We start from the raw sequence: 15,824 nt of genomic DNA on the forward strand, positions 1-15,824 counted from the left end.
TCGTCAGCTCCCCCGCGGTACTGGCCGACGGGGGATTTCCACCGTTGCGGCTTTTGCCCTGCTGCAGGAGTAAATCAAGTACAGCGCAATACCCAGGGAGACAATGGCGCCGATTCGGCTCATCGAGAATGGAATCGACGCATTGTCCAGCCAGCCGAAGTTATCGATCAAGGTCAGTTTTGAGCGAAGAACGGACCACACTATCTAAATAATGATATCGCCTATTATGTTGGGACCGCTCATGTTAAAAAAGGGATAGCTTTTCTTTTCATTGACGATAACGAAGGAATTTTCATGGTTGAGGTTGAGGAAATAAAAAAGAAATATCCCGGCGCAGATGCCTGGCAAATGGGTGACAGTCCGGAACTGGCTAACGAGCTTGCTGACCTGATCAAAAAAGGGATCAAAACGGCCTCTTGCGGATCTTATGCCTCTTACCAGCAGGAAGAATCCGCCCCGAGAATCGGGAGTTATAACATTATTCTTGATGGTCAGAATGTTCCAGTTTGCGTGATCAGACTGATTTCGATGCAGCTGGTTCGTTTTTGTGATGTCACTGAAGCGTTCGCCCGCAAAGAAGGTGAAGGCGATTTAAGCCTTGAATACTGGAAGAAAGAGCATCAGAGATTTTTCAGCTCTGAAGGTCATTTTTCTGAAGATATGGAGTTGATCGCAGAAGAATTTGAAGTGGTTGAGGTGCTGTAAGGCAAGGTCAACGGGCTGACGTTTTATCACTGGCCACTCATAACACTGTTCGCTTCTGGCGCGGAGCGGACAAGCTGTCGAGCTAAAGGTCCGCATTGAGCAAGGAGCTGATGTGCCAGCTATAATTGGTAATAAAATGAGAGTAGAACTATTCTGATTTGTTTAAAAAGACATTTTTACATCCAAGGGCAAAATATTTTTTATGCTATCTTACATGCTATCTCAATATGCCAGGCTACCTGTGCCTGAAGTTACTCTACGTTCATGGTTAAAACAATGGTTGTCAGAGCAGGAATCGAGGTGTACAGACAGAAGTTTCTCGGCGCGATTTCCCTGGAAAGAAACTGGATTATGTCAGGAATATTTTTTACAACGAAAACTCAAAATTGATGGAAAGCAATTTCTTACTGGCCCCCGTTATCAGGGCGGAAATATTAACAAACCTTTTATTGATATTGTAGGTATGGATTCTGACCTAAATCATACTGCATTAGAACTCATTAGTAAGGAATGGTCACAACTCAGAGCTCAGTATGTCCGCATTCTTGTGCCAGGCCAGTCCTTCCCGCAGGGTATTCCTGACCAGTATATATATGCCACTTCTTTTTCTTAACCCCCTGAATTCAATGATAAATCTCTTACTTTGCAAGTGGCGATATACGAAGATTTTGACTGGTGTTGTCAGGCCCTGGGTGATGCCTATAAGCATACATGGCAGACAGTTCGCGAACTGTCTGCAAGCAATTTGGTAGCAGTTGATGACGAAGAGTTGTGTGACCATATTTCTGAGAGAGAAGTATATATTATCTATGAAAACGATGTTCGCGCCGGGTTGCTAATATGCCAGAAAGGAAACCTCGCTTTTCTGAGAGGATATCGTATTACTGACAAAGTAATACTTCCTGCTTTTCGTGGTCGATCATTGTCGGCCCGAGCGCAACGCCTGCTGTACCGATTATTAACTCATTCCGATTCGGAACTATCCATGTATATGGGCACAATTATTCCGGAGAATATCCCCTCGATGAAAACTGCAGAAAGAGCGGGACGAACTTGCATCCTAAGTTATCAATTTCTACCCATCTGCAGAACCCACGATTAACATCAACGCTAATTTATCATCAGCCTACTTCCGCTTTTGGCACACAGGGACGTGCAGGGCCCGGGAGTACTCCCCTGGACGCATTAATGGGCAGGATGTGATTGTTGCGCAGGCTATCATATGGCCTGAGGTACAGCAGAATCAGGCTTCGTAGCAATGAGGGGCTCACAGCGTCCGGAATCCACCCGGTGCCGTAAATCACCGCAAGGTCTGTCATAAGGTAATTTCATCACACATCGCGACACCTTTTTTCTTCATGCAGGCCTTCTCTTTCACGGTTTGTCAGAACTATGGACCGCAGTAATCTCCACTCCGTGCTTTAATCAATGAGAGTGTGTCGGGTGCAAATTAAACAACCTTTCTCAACAGCAAAGGCGGGATACCCCTGCCCTCGCAGGGTTTCTGCGTCTGGTAATATGCCCATGACAGTCTCAAAGACCGCTTTGAGGGTTTCCCGGTTTAAGGCACATAATCGCGTGGCGTTGCCCCCAAAATGCAGCGAAAAGCAGCGGTAAAGGCCGCCGGGCATGAGAAACCAAGCTGGTAAGCGACCTGTTTGATTGGAACACCGTTCGCGAGAAGATCCAACGAAGCGCAAATTCTGGCTCTCTGCTTCCATGTTCTAAAACTAAAGCCTGTATCCTTCATAAACAATCGGGAAAAGGTCCGTTCCGACATGGCCGACATAAAAGCCAGCTCGCTCAGCGATGCTTCCCAGCGCTGATTGACCAGTAGCGATCTGGCCGCGCTAAATAATCGCTCATCATTCGGCATGGGAAGCGCCATCGTTAAAGGTGGAGCCTCGCTGAGAATTTCCAGAAGCAACAACGCTATCTTCCGTTGACTCGGTCTGGCGTAGTCCTCACTGAACAGCCCTGCGATAAGCTCTTTGACTAAGGGCGTAGCCGTGATCACATGCACCTGCTGACTCTTCGTAAAGCTCGTACATTCTGCGATAAGGCTACTGCTGAAATAGATCGCCCTGAGATCGGTTTGTGAAAGCAGATGATAACTATGGATATGCAAAGGCGGTAGCCATAATGCCCGCTGAGGAGGGATCACCCAACGGTCACTCTCTGTTTGCACCAGCATAACCCCTCTGGTGGCGAAGAGTAGCTGCCCCTCAACATGATGATGGGGAGGATCTACCTCACCACGTTGATAGCTTATCGCAGTACTAGACCAGCCTGTGGCCTCATCATGTCTTGGCGCTTTATCTATACTACCTGGCATTTCAGATTTAGCCCCTGCCATTATCATATCGAAACTGGAACCACCCGGAGTAGAGCCTTAGGCAATGGGTGCGTGACTTATCATCCTGATCATCAAAGATATTACAGGAGCTTAACCTCATGCGTGTACACTTTATCGTACATGAAAGTTTTGAAGCCCCGGGCGCATATGAAACCTGGGCAATAAACCAGGGTCATGATGTAACTTACTCACGCGTCTATGCAGGCGATCGGCTACCTGATGACGCCGTAGGCATCGATTTTCTTATCGTTATGGGCGGTCCGCAAGATCCGGACACCACGCTTGAAGCGTGCCCGCACTTTAATGCTAAAGCGGAACAGGCGCTGATTGCTTCCGCGGTTAAAACCGGTAAGGCGGTGATCGGTATCTGCCTGGGTTCACAGCTCATTGGTGAAGCGCTGGGCGCGCCGTTCTCTCATAGCCAGGAAAAAGAGATTGGTAAATTCCCGATCACATTGACCGAAGACGGCAGGAAGGATGAGATGTTCTCTCACTTTGGGAAAACACTGGAAGTGGGTCACTGGCATAACGATATGCTAGGTTTGACGCCAGAGGCCAAAATTATTGCTTACAGCGAAGGCTGTCCGCGGCAGATCGTTGCCTATTCAGACCGCGTCTTTGGTTTCCAGTGCCACATGGAGCTCACATTGGACGTTGTAGAACGGCTGATCGCTCATTCTGAGAAAGACCTGAGCCGTGCAGCAGAATTTCGTTTCGTTGACACGCCTGAAGCGCTCCGGGCGCACGATTACAGTGAAATGAATCAAGTGCTTTTTGGCTTTTTGGATAAGCTGGAAGCACGTTACACAGCAGCGCAAGCATAATGTTATGCTCGGTAAGCTTGCCATCGGTTTTGATTTTAATGTCCGCTCCTGGCACAGAGCGGACAAGCTATCTGAGTTGAAGGTCTGATATGAGCGATCAGCGGACGTTGGCTACACTGTTAAACGTCGCAGACTCAGCTTCTGACTGCCAGTTTTTCGCGAGTTGGGCCTTCAAAGTAGATGCTCCTGATATGGCAATTACGGGGTTGAGTCAGCACAAAGCGAATTGTTTCCCAGACTGAACGCCCATTCATCAGACGTTCCCCCATTTTGGGCTGGCTATCGACAAACGCCTCTAACCCTGTCAGCTCGAAATCCGGGGGATACAACCCAGTCACACGTATATTTTCTTTAGACAACTGGTACGAAAGTTTAGTTGTAAACCCGCTAAGCCCGTGTATACTGGCAAAAAAAGCGGGGTGCGCAATTGAATCTGTAAAATTAGGAATCCCACATGAAGATATAATTGAGACGATATCCGCACTTTCTGAACGTCTTAACCCGGGTAGCAATGCCTGAGTCAGCAGAATAGAACCTGTCAGGCCTGAACTGATAGTATTTATGATTTCTGTGTCTGATTGATCGTCTAACGTTCCTGAAAGCCACTGAGCAGCATTGAGGATTAAAATGTCTATGGGCTTGTCTAAAGTTAACAACTGTGAAGAAAACTGAGAAAGGGATTCAGGTAGGGTTAAATCACAGAGATGCCCTTTCGCCATTCCGCCTTCAGCCGTAATGATACTGCAAGTTTTTTGAATGTCATCAGCGCGCCTCGCGCAAAAATCCACCTCGACGCCTTCTCGCGCTAACCATACGCTCAGCGCCTGACCAAATCCCGTGCCACCACCGGTAATTACAGCTCTTTTACCTCTCAGCATCTTCATCCATCCTTTATTAATGAATAGGGGGGAATGTAGATATATATGAGGAAGCAGATTGACATCTTTCAGTTAGTGCCATTTTTTGACGATAGGGATAAGTTGTACTGCTACATTTCCATCGCGCTCCTGTGGGCATGCAACATCCGCTCCTGGCACTAGTCTGCCGTAAAGGGCAGCTTTAAGGGAGGAGCGGACGAGCTAACGCAGGTGAAGATCCGCTGTGAGCGAAAAGCGGATTTTTGTCGTTCTGTCATCAAAACTGGCGACTTATATTAGGATATCGCAATACCCCTCGCCCTCAGGCTACGTCTGCTTGAATTGATTGCCTCAAGAAGGCGGAGGCGGCTTTCCGCTGATTGCCGCTACGCGCACAGCAGGCGTACCGGTCATTTATGTCAGCGTCGGATTCCGCAAGGGGTATCCAGAGGTCAGCAAAAACAACACTATCTTCGCTTCGATTAAGGAGAATGGAGTTTTTATGGCTGATAACGAGAGCACGGCTATTCATCCTGATGTTGCTCCAGCAGAAAATGAAGTCGTCATCGTCAAACGCAGAGTCGGAGCTTTCTCGTTTACTGAACTTGAGATGATCCTTCGTGCTCAAGGCATCGAAAACCTGATTCTTACGGGTGTAACTACCAGTCGTGTGGTGCTTTCCACAGTCGGACAAGCTTTTGATCTGGATTACCGCCTTATCGTTGTGAATGATTATTGCGCAGATCCAGATCCTGACACCAATATGTTTTTACTTAAAAAAGTTCTACCTCAACATGCTTTTGTTACCAGTTCCTCTGAAATATCAAAACCTAAGCATAAAACTATGAATTTCTGACGTCAAAAAACGGGAGGATATAACCGGGGATCCCCAGTCATCTGAACGTCCGCTCCTGGTGGCGATAGTCAGCATCATGTCTGGCCCAGGAGAAATCTCCAGAAGCGTCAGTGCGAGAAGGAAAGTCATAAACGTTTCGATGGAAGGCATCCTGGTAGAGTCCGAAAACATATTTCCGCTACGTTACCTCCGTTCGATGCGGGCAAGAAGCGGACGTTGTACTTCAATCATCATCGATTTGAATGACAGCAAGGTAACGGCTAATCCAGGTGACGTAAATGTGTCGCGATCCCCCAGCTTAGAACGGTACAGCTTCCATTAATCAGCTCGAAAACGGCGTAACTCGCATTGGGTTGTGCATAGCGGTGAAAATCATCCACAGATCCACTTTTTAATGTCGCAAGCACGCCCTGAATGACCTGCCCGTGAGACACAATACATATTGTTCGATGATGATGTTTTTTTTCCAGACTGGATAAAAAATGTATCATTCGCTGCGAAGCATCTGAGAGAGACTCACCCCCTGGCGGACAATACTCTGCATCCAGGGTGAATAATGCTTCTGCGGCGTCCGGATTATTTTGCAGCAGCGCTACGGTTGTCATGCCTTCAAACTGACCAAAAGCCTGTTCTTTCAGAGCCGGTTCAGCTATCAGTGAACAATAAAAACGCTCAGCCAGGCGCTGTCCCATTTGCCAGGCCCGGCCAAGTGGAGACGCGTAAACACATTCTACCCGGTAATCACTCTCTGCAAACGCTGCCAATAAAGCTGATGTTTGACGCTCCCCACGAAGCGTCAATGCGCTATCACTGTGTCCCTGAATAATATTTTTTACATTCCATTCTGTTTCCGCGTGTCGAACCAGTATCACTTGCATCATTGCAGGGTCACATAAGCCGTTATTTGAAATGTTATCATCTAAAAACCCTCCTTTGATATGCAGGCAAGTTCTCAGCTCTCGACGAAAAACAGGAACAAGTGTAGCTGATAATGGTTATGTTCAGCTTCAGAAGTGACGTAGTTATCGACGTTAACGTCTGCTCTGGCACAGAGCGAACGCTTCCCCTTGTCGACGCGAAAAGCAACTCTGCCCATGCCTCTATCTCAGTAATACCTGTATCAGTTGAACGACGATATACACTCCCGCTACCACCTGTATGATTCGAAATCCCCATCTCAGATAGCGCCATTGATAACGTTCGCTGGCATCAGCCGCTTCAATCGCGGGATCATAGCGTTTTCTTTTCCTGGTTCTGAAGGTATCGAATCCCCACAGGATGAGAAGAATGATGATGATGATTTTTTCAACGATAAGATGGTTCACAAAGAGAGACTCCGGTCTTCTCACGGTTACAGGCAGAATAGATAAACCGCCTGGATGTAGCCACCACTAAATGTAGGGGTACCTGAAAACGAAGCCAGGCCTTCCTGGATTATCTGTCTTATGACCGCGTAAACGCATAGCAACGCCATAAAAGCGACATTCATTTCCGACACATGCTGCGGGAGTCCCCTTCTCCGACGCCTCAGGCTGGGTGATAAAACGACGGCGGCTGCCCGGTCACGCGGCGGAACATGGTGGCGAAAGAGGACGCATTGTCGTATCCAAGGGATAATGCCACTTCGTTCACCGGTTTGCCTGCTATCAACCATGCCAGGGCGCTCACCACGCAGGCTCGCTGACGCCAGGCGGAAAATGACAGGCCCAGCTGCTTCAGGAAATGGCGGCGAAAGGTACTAGGACTCATAAACAGCGCCCTGGCCCAGCGCGCCGCAGGATCATGGATAGAGGGGTTAAGCAAAAAAGCCTGACAAAGCGCCAGCAGCGCCGGATGCTGCGGCAACGGAATGTCAAATTCGCGGACCGGCATAGCGGCCAGTTCCAGCAACATCAACTGTATCAGCGTGCGATCGCGTGGGCTGTCGTACAACGGTGGTAAATCCACAGCCTCAAGCAGTAGCTGGCGCAACAGCGGCGAGACGCTGATCACTTCGCAACGACGGTGTTTAATGAAAGCGGCCACACAATCTGGCTCAATATACAAGCTACGCGTGGTCACCCCTGCAAATCTGACGGCATGCACGGTTTCAGGGGGGATCCAGACAGCGTGTTGCGGAGGAACCACCCATTCTCCGTCCTGCGTAGTGACATACATCAGTCCGGTCGCGCCATACAGTAGCTGTGCGCGACGATGCTGGTGCGGGGGCAGGATAAATCCCTGCGCATAGTCATTACCTAACGCCACCACATCACGATCGAGTCGATCGAACTCGTCAATTTTTACGTTGCGCACACCTGCCTCCCTCTGACCAATTTACAAAGGTAATTGAGCGCTACGCAAATGGGAAGCAGTACGCGACCGGTATAAGCTGCTCGCTCATTTTCAGGTCGGGGATACTCTCTTGAATGAGATCGTTATTATTGCGCTGGCAGGCTTTACTACCGGCATTACCACGGTGCTGTTCGGCTTCGGCGGCGGCTTTGTGGTGGTGCCCTTTGTCTATCAACTGATGCTCCGGCAGCCGGCGATCGCGGGCAACGCCATGCATGTCGCGGTGGCTACCTCAACGGCGGTGATGATATTTAACGCCGGCTGGGTCAGCTATCGAAACTGGCGGGCGGGCAGGCTTGCCGCGCAGACGCTGTTTCCGTTGTTATGGTTTATTGCCATTGGGGCGGTGGTCGGCTCCTGTCTGGCGGGGATATTGAGCGAGAATATTGTTCGCGCGCTGTTTATTCTCTATATGCTGGCAACCATCAGCGATTGTTTGTTGCGCAAGGGTTTTTTCACGGGCAGCGCTCGGCGTCGCCTGTCCCTGCCAGTGGTCACCGGCGGCGGTGTGATTATCGGTACGATCGCCGCATTGCTGGGCGTGGGCGGCAGCGTCATGACGGTGCCCCTGCTACGGCGACACGGGTATGCAATGCAGGAGTGCGTTAGCGCATCCAACCCGCTTTCTTTGCCCGTGGCGCTATGCGGGGCTGTGACCTATGCCGTCATTGGCTGGCACAGCATTCCGCTGAGCGGATTTCTGGGGTTTATCAGCCTGAAAATTTTAGGCCTGCTCGTCCTGACCGGCTGGGCCGGGATAGTGTTTAGCCGCCGGGCAATCCCTGCGGTACCGGATGTATGGTATGCGCGCATCTATGTGCTGCCGCTGTGCCTGGTACTCCTCGCCATGCTTATTCAATAATCAAATTACATTCTGGTGAACCGGTGTAACAGACGCGGCCGGGCGGAGCCCTCTCCCTGGAGAGAGGGCCAGGTTCAGGGGCAACAAGCTACCCGCGATACGGATGGGTTTCGCGCCAGTGGTCGGCAATCTGCTGCCGGGTGCAGACCCACACCTTGTCGTGCTGCTGGATATAGTCAAGGAAACGCTGCAGCGCGCGGAAACGGCCCGGGCGCCCCAGCAGCCGGCAGTGCATTCCCACGGACATCATCTTCGGCGCGGTTTCACCCTCGGCGTACAGCACGTCAAAGCTGTCTTTCAGATAGGTATAAAATTGCTCCGCGGTGTTGAATCCCTGGGCGGTGGCGAAGCGCATGTCGTTGGCGTCGAGGGTATAAGGCACGATCAGGTGCGGCCGCTGGCTGCCGTCGCTGCAGGTCACTTCGCTCCAGAAAGGTAAATCATCGCCGTAATAATCGCTGTCGTAGTCAAAGCCGCCGTGCTCCACCACCAGCTGGCGGGTGTTAGGGCTGTCGCGGCCGGTATACCAGCCGGTGGGTGGCTTGCCGAACAGGTCGGTCAGCACCTGCACCGCTTTGCGCAGATGCTCGCGCTCCTCGGCAATATCCATGTGCTGATAGTGGATCCAGCGCCAGCCGTGGCTGACCACATCGTAATCCGCGGCCTTGATCGCCGCCACAATCTCCGGATGCCGCGCCAGCGCCATCGCCACGCCGAAGACCGTCAACGGCAGCCCGCGCTGGCTGAACTCGCGATGGATGCGCCAGAACCCTGCCCGGCTGCCGTACTCATAGAGTGAATCCATCGACATATGGCGCGCCGGGTAGCTGGCGGCGCCGATAATATCGGACAGGAACTGTTCCGAACCCGCATCGCCATGCAGGACGTGATTCTCCGCGCCTTCCTCATAGTTGAGGACGAACTGCACCGCGATCCGCGCCCCACCCGGCCAGCGCGCGTGCGGCGGCTCCCCTGCGTAACCTCGCAGATCGCGAGGATAGTGTTCCTGGTTCTCTCCCATCTCCTGCCCCTTTTAAAATGGATTTAACGACTGAAACTGTCCGCTTAACGCTTTTTTCTCCGGGAACGCTAAGTCCCCATGCTTGCTGGTCGCCAGGCCCAGCGCGACCAGAGACTCCACCATCTTCACCGCCGCGCTGACGCCATCGATCACCGGCACCCGCAGCTCGCGGGTCAGCTCCTGCGCCAGGGTCGCCATCCCGCCGCAGCCAAGAACAATCGCCCCGCTACCATCCTCTTTCAGCGCGCGAATGCAGCGCTCACGCACTTTCTCCTGCGCCAGGCCGCTACCGTCTTCCAGCGCCAGCACCGGCAAATCAATGGCGTGCAGCGCCGCGCAATGTTGATGAAATCCGTACTGGTGCAGCAAATGACGGGCGATGATCAGCGTGCGCGGCAGCGTGGTCACAATGGAGAAACGGGTGGCGACCATCGTCGCCATATGCATTGCCGCCTCCGCGATACCGATCACCGGCCCCTGGGCCAGCTCCCGCGCCGCCAGCAGCCCCGGGTCGCCGAAGCAGGCGATCACATGCCCATCCACTCCCTGCTCGCGTCCGGCCCTGATCTGCTCCAGCACGCCGACCGCCGCGATGGCTTCGTCAAAGTGGCCCTCAATTGACGGCACCCCGGCGCGGGGACAGACCGCAAGGATCTCGGTGCCCGGTGCAGCGACCGCACGCGCAGCGGCGCCTATCGTTTCAGTCATCGCCAGGCTGGTGTTGGGGTTAATCACTTGTATACGAACGGAAGACATCACGACTCCTTGTGGCCGGCGAACAGCCGGGAAAAATCGGGCAGGCTGACGCCATCGCGCTCGAAGCACAGGCTGGCGATAATATGATCAAAATGGTGCATCAGCGCCTCGCTGAGCGGCTGCAGGGCTTTATCCCGCAGCAAATCGACCAGCTGCTGGTGATCGTCGCAACGGCAGCCCTGTCGCCAGGGGGCGCCCCAGGCGGCAATCACTAAAGAGGAGCGCTGGCTGAGGCGGGTCACCATCTCGGTGAGCACCGGGTTGCCGGAGATAGCCTGCAGCTGAATATGAAAGTCAGCGGAGTGGCGGATCGCCGCCGGGCCGTCGTGCGCCGCATGGGCCTGCTGTTCACGCTGAATAATGTTCTCCAGCGCCGCCAGATGCGGCGGCTGACAGCGCGCGATCACATCGGGGAGATTGGCGGCCTCGAGCAGCGCCCGGGTGCGAAAGATCGCCTGGGACTCTTCCACGCTCGGGCTGGTGACGTGTGCACCACGTTTGGGCGTCAACGTGACCAGTTGCACAGCGGCGAGTCGTTGCAGCACCTTTCTGATGCCGGTGCGGCTCACGGCGAACACCTCCGCCAGCGCCTCTTCCGGCAGTTTGCTGCCCGGCGGCAGCTGATGTTCGACGATAGCCGTCATCAGCGCCTGGTAAATGCTTTCGTCCTTGTCCTGCAGCGCTGGCGCGGCCTGGAGACGATGTTCATTATTCATTAAGCCACTCCGGTTTCACTTATCGATAGCAGATCGTATACATAAAATTTAATTTTTGTATACAAGATTCATCATTCTGGCCTGGATCCTGCAATAGCCTCAGCAATCCATATCAAAGGGTTTTCATTCAGAGGAGCAGGTTTCATGCCACATTCATCCCACACGCAGCAGACGAAGACTCACAAGGCGGCCGCCGGCTACAGTCCGCGGCTATGTAATGACGATCTGGCGCCGACCCGCGACCAGAACTGGAGCTGGTACAATATCTCTTCATTCTGGATGTCGGACGTGCACAGCATGGGCGGCTACGTAGTGGCGGCGAGCTTCTTTACGCTTGGGCTGGCCAGCTGGCAGGTTCTGCTCTGCCTGCTGGTGGGCATCTGTATTGTCCAGCTGTGCGCCAACCTGGTGGCGAAGCCGAGCCAGATGGCCGGGGTGCCTTACGCGGTGATTTGTCGTCAGGCGTTTGGCGTTTTCGGCGCCAATATCCCGGCGGTGATCCGCGGGCTGATCGCCTTTGCCTGGTACGGCATTCAGACCTATCTGGCGGCGAATGCCCTGATGCTGGTCCTGCTCAAGTTCTGGCCCTCCCTTGCCTCGCTGACCAGCAGCAGCTTTCTCGGGCTGTCGCCCCTCGGCTGGCTGTGCTTCGCCACTATGTGGCTGCTGCAGGCGATGGTGTTCTGGCATGGCATGAACGCCATCAAACGCTTTATCGATATCGCCGGTCCGGCGGTTTATGTGGTGATGCTGGCGCTGGCCGGCTGGATTGTATACAAGACTGGTCTGGACGGTATCTCCTTTACCCTCGCCAGCAAATCCCTGAGCGCCGGCGAGCAGACCTGGCAGATGATCACCGCCACGGCGCTGGTGGTCTCCTACTTCTCCGGGCCGCTGCTTAACTTCGGTGACTTTTCCCGCTACGGCAAAAGCATGGGCGAGATCCGCCGCGGTAACCGCTGGGGACTGCCGTTTAACTTTCTGCTATTCTCGGTGGTTACCGTGGTGATTGTCTCCGGCACCCAGTCGCTGTTTGGCAAAATGATCACCGACCCGATCGAAACCGTCAGCCGCGTGGGTAACGATCTGGCGGTGGCCATCGGCCTGCTGACCATGATCACCGCCACCATCGGCATCAATATCGTGGCTAACTTCGTCTCGCCGGCCTTCGATTTTTCCAACTGCGCCCCGCAGAAAATCAGCTTCCGTACAGGCGGGATGATTGCCGCGGTGGGCTCGATACTCCTGACGCCGTGGAACCTGTTTAACTCCCCGGAGCTGATCCACTATACCCTCGACGTGCTGGGCGCCTTTATTGGCCCGCTGTTTGGCATCCTGATCGCCGACTTCTACCTGATCAAACGCGGCCGGGTGTCAGTGGACGATCTGTTTGACGATACGCCACAGGGTAAATACTGGTACCGCAATGGCTTTAACCCGAAAGCGATTGCCGCCCTGCTGCCGTCGGTGGGCCTGGGGCTGATTATCAGCTTTATTCCGGCCCTGCATGAAGTGGCGAACTTCAGCTGGTTTATCGGCGTCTTCCTCGGCGCCACCACCTACCGCTGGCTGGCTCGCGACGAGCGCGAAGTGCAGGCGAAAGCCGCCTTCCGCTCCGGCGCGGTGGCGCAAAAAGAGTAACCTTCCCCTTCTGCCGCGGCGTCTGGCCGCGGCAGGCTGCAAACTGGCACCAATCTTGCTGTTTATCACTATTCCCAGAGCGTTAAGAGAAGGCAGGTTCGATGATGGATTACCAGACCGCTGTGCGCGGTGCATTTTTTGATATCGCCGGCGTGGCAGAGACCCCGGATGAGGTGGCCGCCCAGGCCCGCTATCTCGATGATGGCCTGTTGTTCCTGCAGGAGGGGAAAATTATCGCCCTGCTGCCATGGCATGAGGGGGAAGCCTTTCTGCATCCCCTGAAGGGCTATGTCGATCTGAGGGGTAAGCTGCTGCTGCCGGGGTTCGTTGATGCCCACGTTCACTATCCGCAGACCGAGATGATCGGCGCCTTTGGCGAACAGCTGCTGGAGTGGCTCACCACCTACACCTTCCCGGTGGAGAGCCAGTTTGCCGATGCGGAGTATGCCCAGGAGATAGCGCAGTTTTTTGTAAATCAGCTGATAAGCCATGGCACCACCACCGCGCTGGTGTTTTGTACCCTGCATCCGGCATCGGTGGAGGCGTTATTCAGCGAAGCGCTGCGCCTCAACATGCGCCTGATCGCCGGGAAAGTGATGATGGATCGCCATGTGCCCGACTACCTGTGCGAAACCGCCGGGGAGAGCTACGAGCAGACCCGGGCGTTGATCCGCCGCTGGCATCAGCGCGGCAGGCTGGGCTATGCCATCACCCCGCGCTTTGCCCCCACCTCGACTCCGGCGTTGCTGGAGGCGGTGCAGCGCCTGCGGGCCGAGTTTCCCGACACCTGGCTGCAGACGCATCTCAGTGAAAACCGGGAGGAGATCGCCTGGGTTAAACAGCTGTGGCCTGAGCATGCGCGCTACCTGGATGTCTATCATCACTATCAGCTCACCGGCGAACGCAGCGTCTTCGCTCACGGGATCCATCTCGATGATGCCGAGTGGCAGTGCCTGCATGACACCGGGTCCGCAGTCGCCTTCTGCCCGACGTCGAATCTGTTTCTCGGCAGCGGGCTGTTCCGCCTGCCCGCCTGCTGGCAGCACCAGGTGCGGATGGGCATCGGCAGCGACGTCGGAGCCGGGACCACCTTCAGCATGCTGCGGACGCTGGGCGAGGCCTACAAGGTAGGACAACTGCAGAGCTATCGCCTGCGCGCCAGCGAGGCCTTCTATCACGCCACCCTCGGCGGGGCGCGCGCCCTGCGGCTGGAGGAGAAAATTGGCAATTTCCAGCCGGGCAAAGAGGCGGATTTTGTGGTGATTGACCCGGCGGTCACCCCGCTGCAGCGCCTGCGCATAGGCCGCTGCCATGACATTTATGAGCAGCTGTTCGTGCTGATGACCCTGGGTGATGAACGCAATATCAGCGAGACGTGGGTGAACGGCGAGCGGGTGTGGTGTCAGGACTGACCCCTCAGCCAGTCCCACTTCCTGAAAAGAACGAGAAAACGCACCATACCTTGTTTGCCACCTTAACGCAGGCTAACCCACTACAGGCGGGGCTTATTCAGGCGGCGCCATCTCTACTGCGCCGTCGCTCAGAGCTGTCAAAAGGCATGCGCGTCACCCGATTACGCCCATCATTTTTTGCCGCATACAGCGCTTTATCGACGCGGGAAAACAGTTGTTCAACCGTTTCGCCGTCATGATGTTCAGCCACGCCGATGCTGACGGTCACCGACAGCGTCTGGTATTCGCTAACCGCCTGGCGGATCCCCTCCGCCAGTATCAGCGCGCGGCCGATCGGCGAATGGGGCAAAAAAAGCAGAAACTCTTCTCCACCCCAGCGATAAATTTTATCTTCGCGGTCGACCGACGTTTCCAGAATACGAGAGAGCACCAGCAGGACCTCATCGCCTTTTTGATGGCCGTGAATATCATTAATGCTCTTGAAATGATCGATATCGATTAACAGCAGACAATAACCCCGGGGGATAAAAGTTGGCGCCTCAACCAGACGGTGAAACTCCCGGCGATTAAGCAAGCCGGTTAACGGATCGTGGGCGGCGGAAAATTCCAGCTCTTTTTTCAGATGCACTTCTTCGGTGATATCGTGAATGATGCATAGCATCAGTCGAATATTATACAGCACCACCGGCCCGGCATAAGTTTGGACATGACGTAGCGAGCCGTCAGCCAGAATATGCGTAAAATTAAGCGGTTTATGACCGCCAGGCAGATTGGCAATATTATTCATAATGGGGATGACGTCCCGGCCCAGGGTATTTATTTGCCAGGTATGTTTGGTGCGCATTTCCTCATCGGAATAATGATAAAAACGTAGCGCGGCAATATTGGCATCGACAATCCGGCCATCTTTATGAGGGTCGATCAACAGCATCGGCGCGGTATTGGTCATAAAAAAGCGAGCGAAAAAGCCATTGTTACGCCGCTGGTAGCGGCGGGAGCCGGTATGAATCGACTGATTTTGCGCCAGCAGCTTCACGGCTTCAAACAGCAGCAAGCAACCACAGTCTTCGGTATCAATCAGGGTGGTTTTGCAATACACCGACTGCAACCCATTGGCGGTGGGTAACGTCCAGACTTCGAATATCTCGCTCATGGTGTCGAGATAGCGAAGGTAGTGCTGCAGTTGCGTTTCCGGACAGGTGGAATAAATACCGTTACGCATCTCATTGAGCGACATCTCGCCGCTCAATGTCCGGGAAGCCTGATTGGCATAGACCACCCTTTCGTTAAAAGGATGAACTACCCATATCGGGGTGCTTAAGACCTCAAAAACAGCCAGCTCTTTTAATAACATACAGGCCCCAAACCGACCCACTGCCGGCGCGGAACGGCACTTAACGCTGTGCAGCCCCAACGCTGGTTTAAAGTGAAAGCAAAATAGACACCGAGAAACCGCAATTACGCGCGAGCGCGCCAAGTATAGT

At 53.8% G+C, this 15,824-nt stretch carries 15 protein-coding genes and 4 pseudogenes; 7 read left to right on the plus strand and 12 right to left on the minus strand.

Translation table 11 applies throughout. The annotated features are described in order from the left end of the window. Positions 1 to 3: 3 nt before the first annotated feature. Positions 4 to 171 (minus strand): annotated as a pseudogene (locus tag HMPREF3140_RS29340) (EamA-like transporter family protein); the annotation flags it as partial. A 177-nt stretch (positions 172 to 348) separates the two neighbouring features. Between HMPREF3140_RS29340 and HMPREF3140_RS19825 the strand changes: the two are divergent. Beyond that, positions 349 to 705: an ASCH domain-containing protein gene (locus HMPREF3140_RS19825; RefSeq protein WP_074195477.1), complete on the plus strand. Its 357-nt coding sequence runs from the start codon at positions 349 to 351 to the stop codon at positions 703 to 705. Positions 706 to 907: 202 nt separating this feature from the next. Beyond that, positions 908 to 1,807 (plus strand): annotated as a pseudogene (locus tag HMPREF3140_RS27685) (hypothetical protein). Between the two features lie 459 nt (positions 1,808 to 2,266). Here HMPREF3140_RS27685 and HMPREF3140_RS19835 read toward each other — a convergent pair. After that, on the minus strand, positions 2,267 to 3,067 hold the full coding sequence (locus HMPREF3140_RS19835) for an AraC family transcriptional regulator (protein WP_009485809.1): 801 nt from the start codon (positions 3,065 to 3,067) through the stop codon (positions 2,267 to 2,269). 92 nt (positions 3,068 to 3,159) lie between these two features. Here HMPREF3140_RS19835 and HMPREF3140_RS19840 point away from each other — a divergent pair, with 92 nt between their 5' ends. Then, complete coding sequence (locus HMPREF3140_RS19840) at positions 3,160 to 3,885, plus strand: type 1 glutamine amidotransferase (RefSeq protein ID WP_070553076.1); 726 nt, start codon at positions 3,160 to 3,162, stop codon at positions 3,883 to 3,885. A gap of 134 nt (positions 3,886 to 4,019) precedes the next feature. Here HMPREF3140_RS19840 and HMPREF3140_RS19845 read toward each other — a convergent pair whose 3' ends face one another. Next, positions 4,020 to 4,769 carry an SDR family oxidoreductase gene (locus HMPREF3140_RS19845; protein WP_323807266.1) on the minus strand — a complete coding sequence of 250 codons (750 nt, stop codon included), beginning with the start codon at positions 4,767 to 4,769 and terminating at the stop codon, positions 4,020 to 4,022. Between the two features lie 319 nt (positions 4,770 to 5,088). Between HMPREF3140_RS19845 and HMPREF3140_RS19850 the strand changes: the two genes are divergently transcribed. Beyond that, entirely contained in the window at positions 5,089 to 5,598 is a 510-nt protein-coding gene (locus HMPREF3140_RS19850; RefSeq protein ID WP_032411523.1) for a cysteine hydrolase family protein, read from the plus strand. Positions 5,599 to 5,643: 45 nt separating this feature from the next. Here HMPREF3140_RS19850 and HMPREF3140_RS29345 read toward each other — a convergent pair. From HMPREF3140_RS29345 to HMPREF3140_RS19865, 5 genes and pseudogenes are all read right to left on the minus strand, one after another. Next, positions 5,644 to 5,748 (minus strand): annotated as a pseudogene (locus HMPREF3140_RS29345) (LysE family translocator); the annotation flags it as partial. A gap of 110 nt (positions 5,749 to 5,858) precedes the next feature. After that, positions 5,859 to 6,479 carry a histidine phosphatase family protein gene (locus HMPREF3140_RS27695; protein WP_004189986.1) on the minus strand — a complete coding sequence of 207 codons (621 nt, stop codon included), beginning with the start codon at positions 6,477 to 6,479 and terminating at the stop codon, positions 5,859 to 5,861. A 71-nt stretch (positions 6,480 to 6,550) separates the two neighbouring features. Beyond that, positions 6,551 to 6,694, minus strand: a complete 144-nt coding sequence (locus tag HMPREF3140_RS28925) for a hypothetical protein (RefSeq protein ID WP_004184140.1) — start codon at positions 6,692 to 6,694, stop codon at positions 6,551 to 6,553. 4 nt (positions 6,695 to 6,698) lie between these two features. Then, positions 6,699 to 6,923 (minus strand): hypothetical protein, encoded by a 225-nt coding sequence (locus tag HMPREF3140_RS19860; protein WP_004176101.1) that lies wholly within the window; start codon positions 6,921 to 6,923, stop codon positions 6,699 to 6,701. A gap of 202 nt (positions 6,924 to 7,125) precedes the next feature. Next, on the minus strand, positions 7,126 to 7,893 hold the full coding sequence (locus tag HMPREF3140_RS19865; RefSeq protein WP_004189983.1) for an AraC family transcriptional regulator: 768 nt from the start codon (positions 7,891 to 7,893) through the stop codon (positions 7,126 to 7,128). A 109-nt stretch (positions 7,894 to 8,002) separates the two neighbouring features. On the opposite strand from HMPREF3140_RS19865, the gene HMPREF3140_RS19870 reads away from it, so the two are divergent. After that, positions 8,003 to 8,794, plus strand: a complete 792-nt coding sequence (locus tag HMPREF3140_RS19870) for a sulfite exporter TauE/SafE family protein (protein WP_070553078.1) — start codon at positions 8,003 to 8,005, stop codon at positions 8,792 to 8,794. 88 nt (positions 8,795 to 8,882) lie between these two features. Here HMPREF3140_RS19870 and puuE read toward each other — a convergent pair whose 3' ends face one another. The 3 genes and pseudogenes from puuE to HMPREF3140_RS19885 all read right to left on the minus strand — a co-directional run bounded on the left by puuE (position 8,883) and on the right by HMPREF3140_RS19885 (position 11,287). Next, entirely contained in the window at positions 8,883 to 9,815 is a 933-nt protein-coding gene (gene puuE / locus HMPREF3140_RS19875; RefSeq protein WP_004224949.1) for an allantoinase PuuE, read from the minus strand. Further along, positions 9,700 to 10,571 (minus strand): annotated as a pseudogene (gene hpxA, locus HMPREF3140_RS19880) (allantoin racemase). The gene puuE and the pseudogene hpxA overlap by 116 nt, the downstream one beginning before the upstream one ends. After that, entirely contained in the window at positions 10,571 to 11,287 is a 717-nt protein-coding gene (locus HMPREF3140_RS19885) for a GntR family transcriptional regulator (RefSeq protein WP_070553079.1), read from the minus strand. Before HMPREF3140_RS19885 ends, hpxA begins: the two are co-directional and overlap by 1 nt. Positions 11,288 to 11,431: 144 nt before the next feature. Here HMPREF3140_RS19885 and HMPREF3140_RS19890 point away from each other — a divergent pair, with 144 nt between their 5' ends. Beyond that, positions 11,432 to 12,928, plus strand: a complete 1,497-nt coding sequence (locus HMPREF3140_RS19890) for an NCS1 family nucleobase:cation symporter-1 (RefSeq protein WP_070553080.1) — start codon at positions 11,432 to 11,434, stop codon at positions 12,926 to 12,928. Between the two features lie 101 nt (positions 12,929 to 13,029). After that, the gene (gene guaD, locus HMPREF3140_RS19895) at positions 13,030 to 14,340 is read left to right on the plus strand and encodes a guanine deaminase (RefSeq protein ID WP_032411528.1); all 1,311 of its coding nucleotides are present in this window, start codon (positions 13,030 to 13,032) and stop codon (positions 14,338 to 14,340) included. Between the two features lie 97 nt (positions 14,341 to 14,437). Here the strand turns inward: guaD and HMPREF3140_RS19900 are convergent, their stop codons facing one another. Next, positions 14,438 to 15,694 (minus strand): sensor domain-containing diguanylate cyclase, encoded by a 1,257-nt coding sequence (locus HMPREF3140_RS19900; RefSeq protein WP_032411530.1) that lies wholly within the window; start codon positions 15,692 to 15,694, stop codon positions 14,438 to 14,440. Positions 15,695 to 15,824 lie beyond the last annotated feature (130 nt).

The sequence above is a fragment of the Klebsiella sp. HMSC16A12 genome (genome assembly GCF_001808265.1).
In the GTDB taxonomy this organism is placed as follows: domain Bacteria; phylum Pseudomonadota; class Gammaproteobacteria; order Enterobacterales; family Enterobacteriaceae; genus Klebsiella; species Klebsiella pneumoniae.

Excerpts from the sequence above, each read along its gene's own strand:
- HMPREF3140_RS19825 (WP_074195477.1), top strand. The coding sequence starts at position 349 with ATGGGTGACAGTCCGGAACTGGCTAACGAGCTTGCTGACCTGATCAAA.
- HMPREF3140_RS19835 (WP_009485809.1), bottom strand. The coding sequence starts at position 3,067 with ATGATAATGGCAGGGGCTAAATCTGAAATGCCAGGTAGTATAGATAAA.
- HMPREF3140_RS19840 (WP_070553076.1), top strand. The coding sequence starts at position 3,160 with ATGCGTGTACACTTTATCGTACATGAAAGTTTTGAAGCCCCGGGCGCA.
- HMPREF3140_RS19845 (WP_323807266.1), bottom strand. The coding sequence starts at position 4,769 with ATGAAGATGCTGAGAGGTAAAAGAGCTGTAATTACCGGTGGTGGCACG.
- HMPREF3140_RS27695 (WP_004189986.1), bottom strand. The coding sequence starts at position 6,479 with ATGATGCAAGTGATACTGGTTCGACACGCGGAAACAGAATGGAATGTA.
- HMPREF3140_RS28925 (WP_004184140.1), bottom strand. The coding sequence starts at position 6,694 with ATGGGCAGAGTTGCTTTTCGCGTCGACAAGGGGAAGCGTTCGCTCTGT.
- puuE (WP_004224949.1), bottom strand. The coding sequence starts at position 9,815 with ATGGGAGAGAACCAGGAACACTATCCTCGCGATCTGCGAGGTTACGCA.
- HMPREF3140_RS19885 (WP_070553079.1), bottom strand. The coding sequence starts at position 11,287 with ATGAATAATGAACATCGTCTCCAGGCCGCGCCAGCGCTGCAGGACAAG.
- HMPREF3140_RS19890 (WP_070553080.1), top strand. The coding sequence starts at position 11,432 with ATGCCACATTCATCCCACACGCAGCAGACGAAGACTCACAAGGCGGCC.
- guaD (WP_032411528.1), top strand. The coding sequence starts at position 13,030 with ATGATGGATTACCAGACCGCTGTGCGCGGTGCATTTTTTGATATCGCC.
- HMPREF3140_RS19900 (WP_032411530.1), bottom strand. The coding sequence starts at position 15,694 with ATGTTATTAAAAGAGCTGGCTGTTTTTGAGGTCTTAAGCACCCCGATA.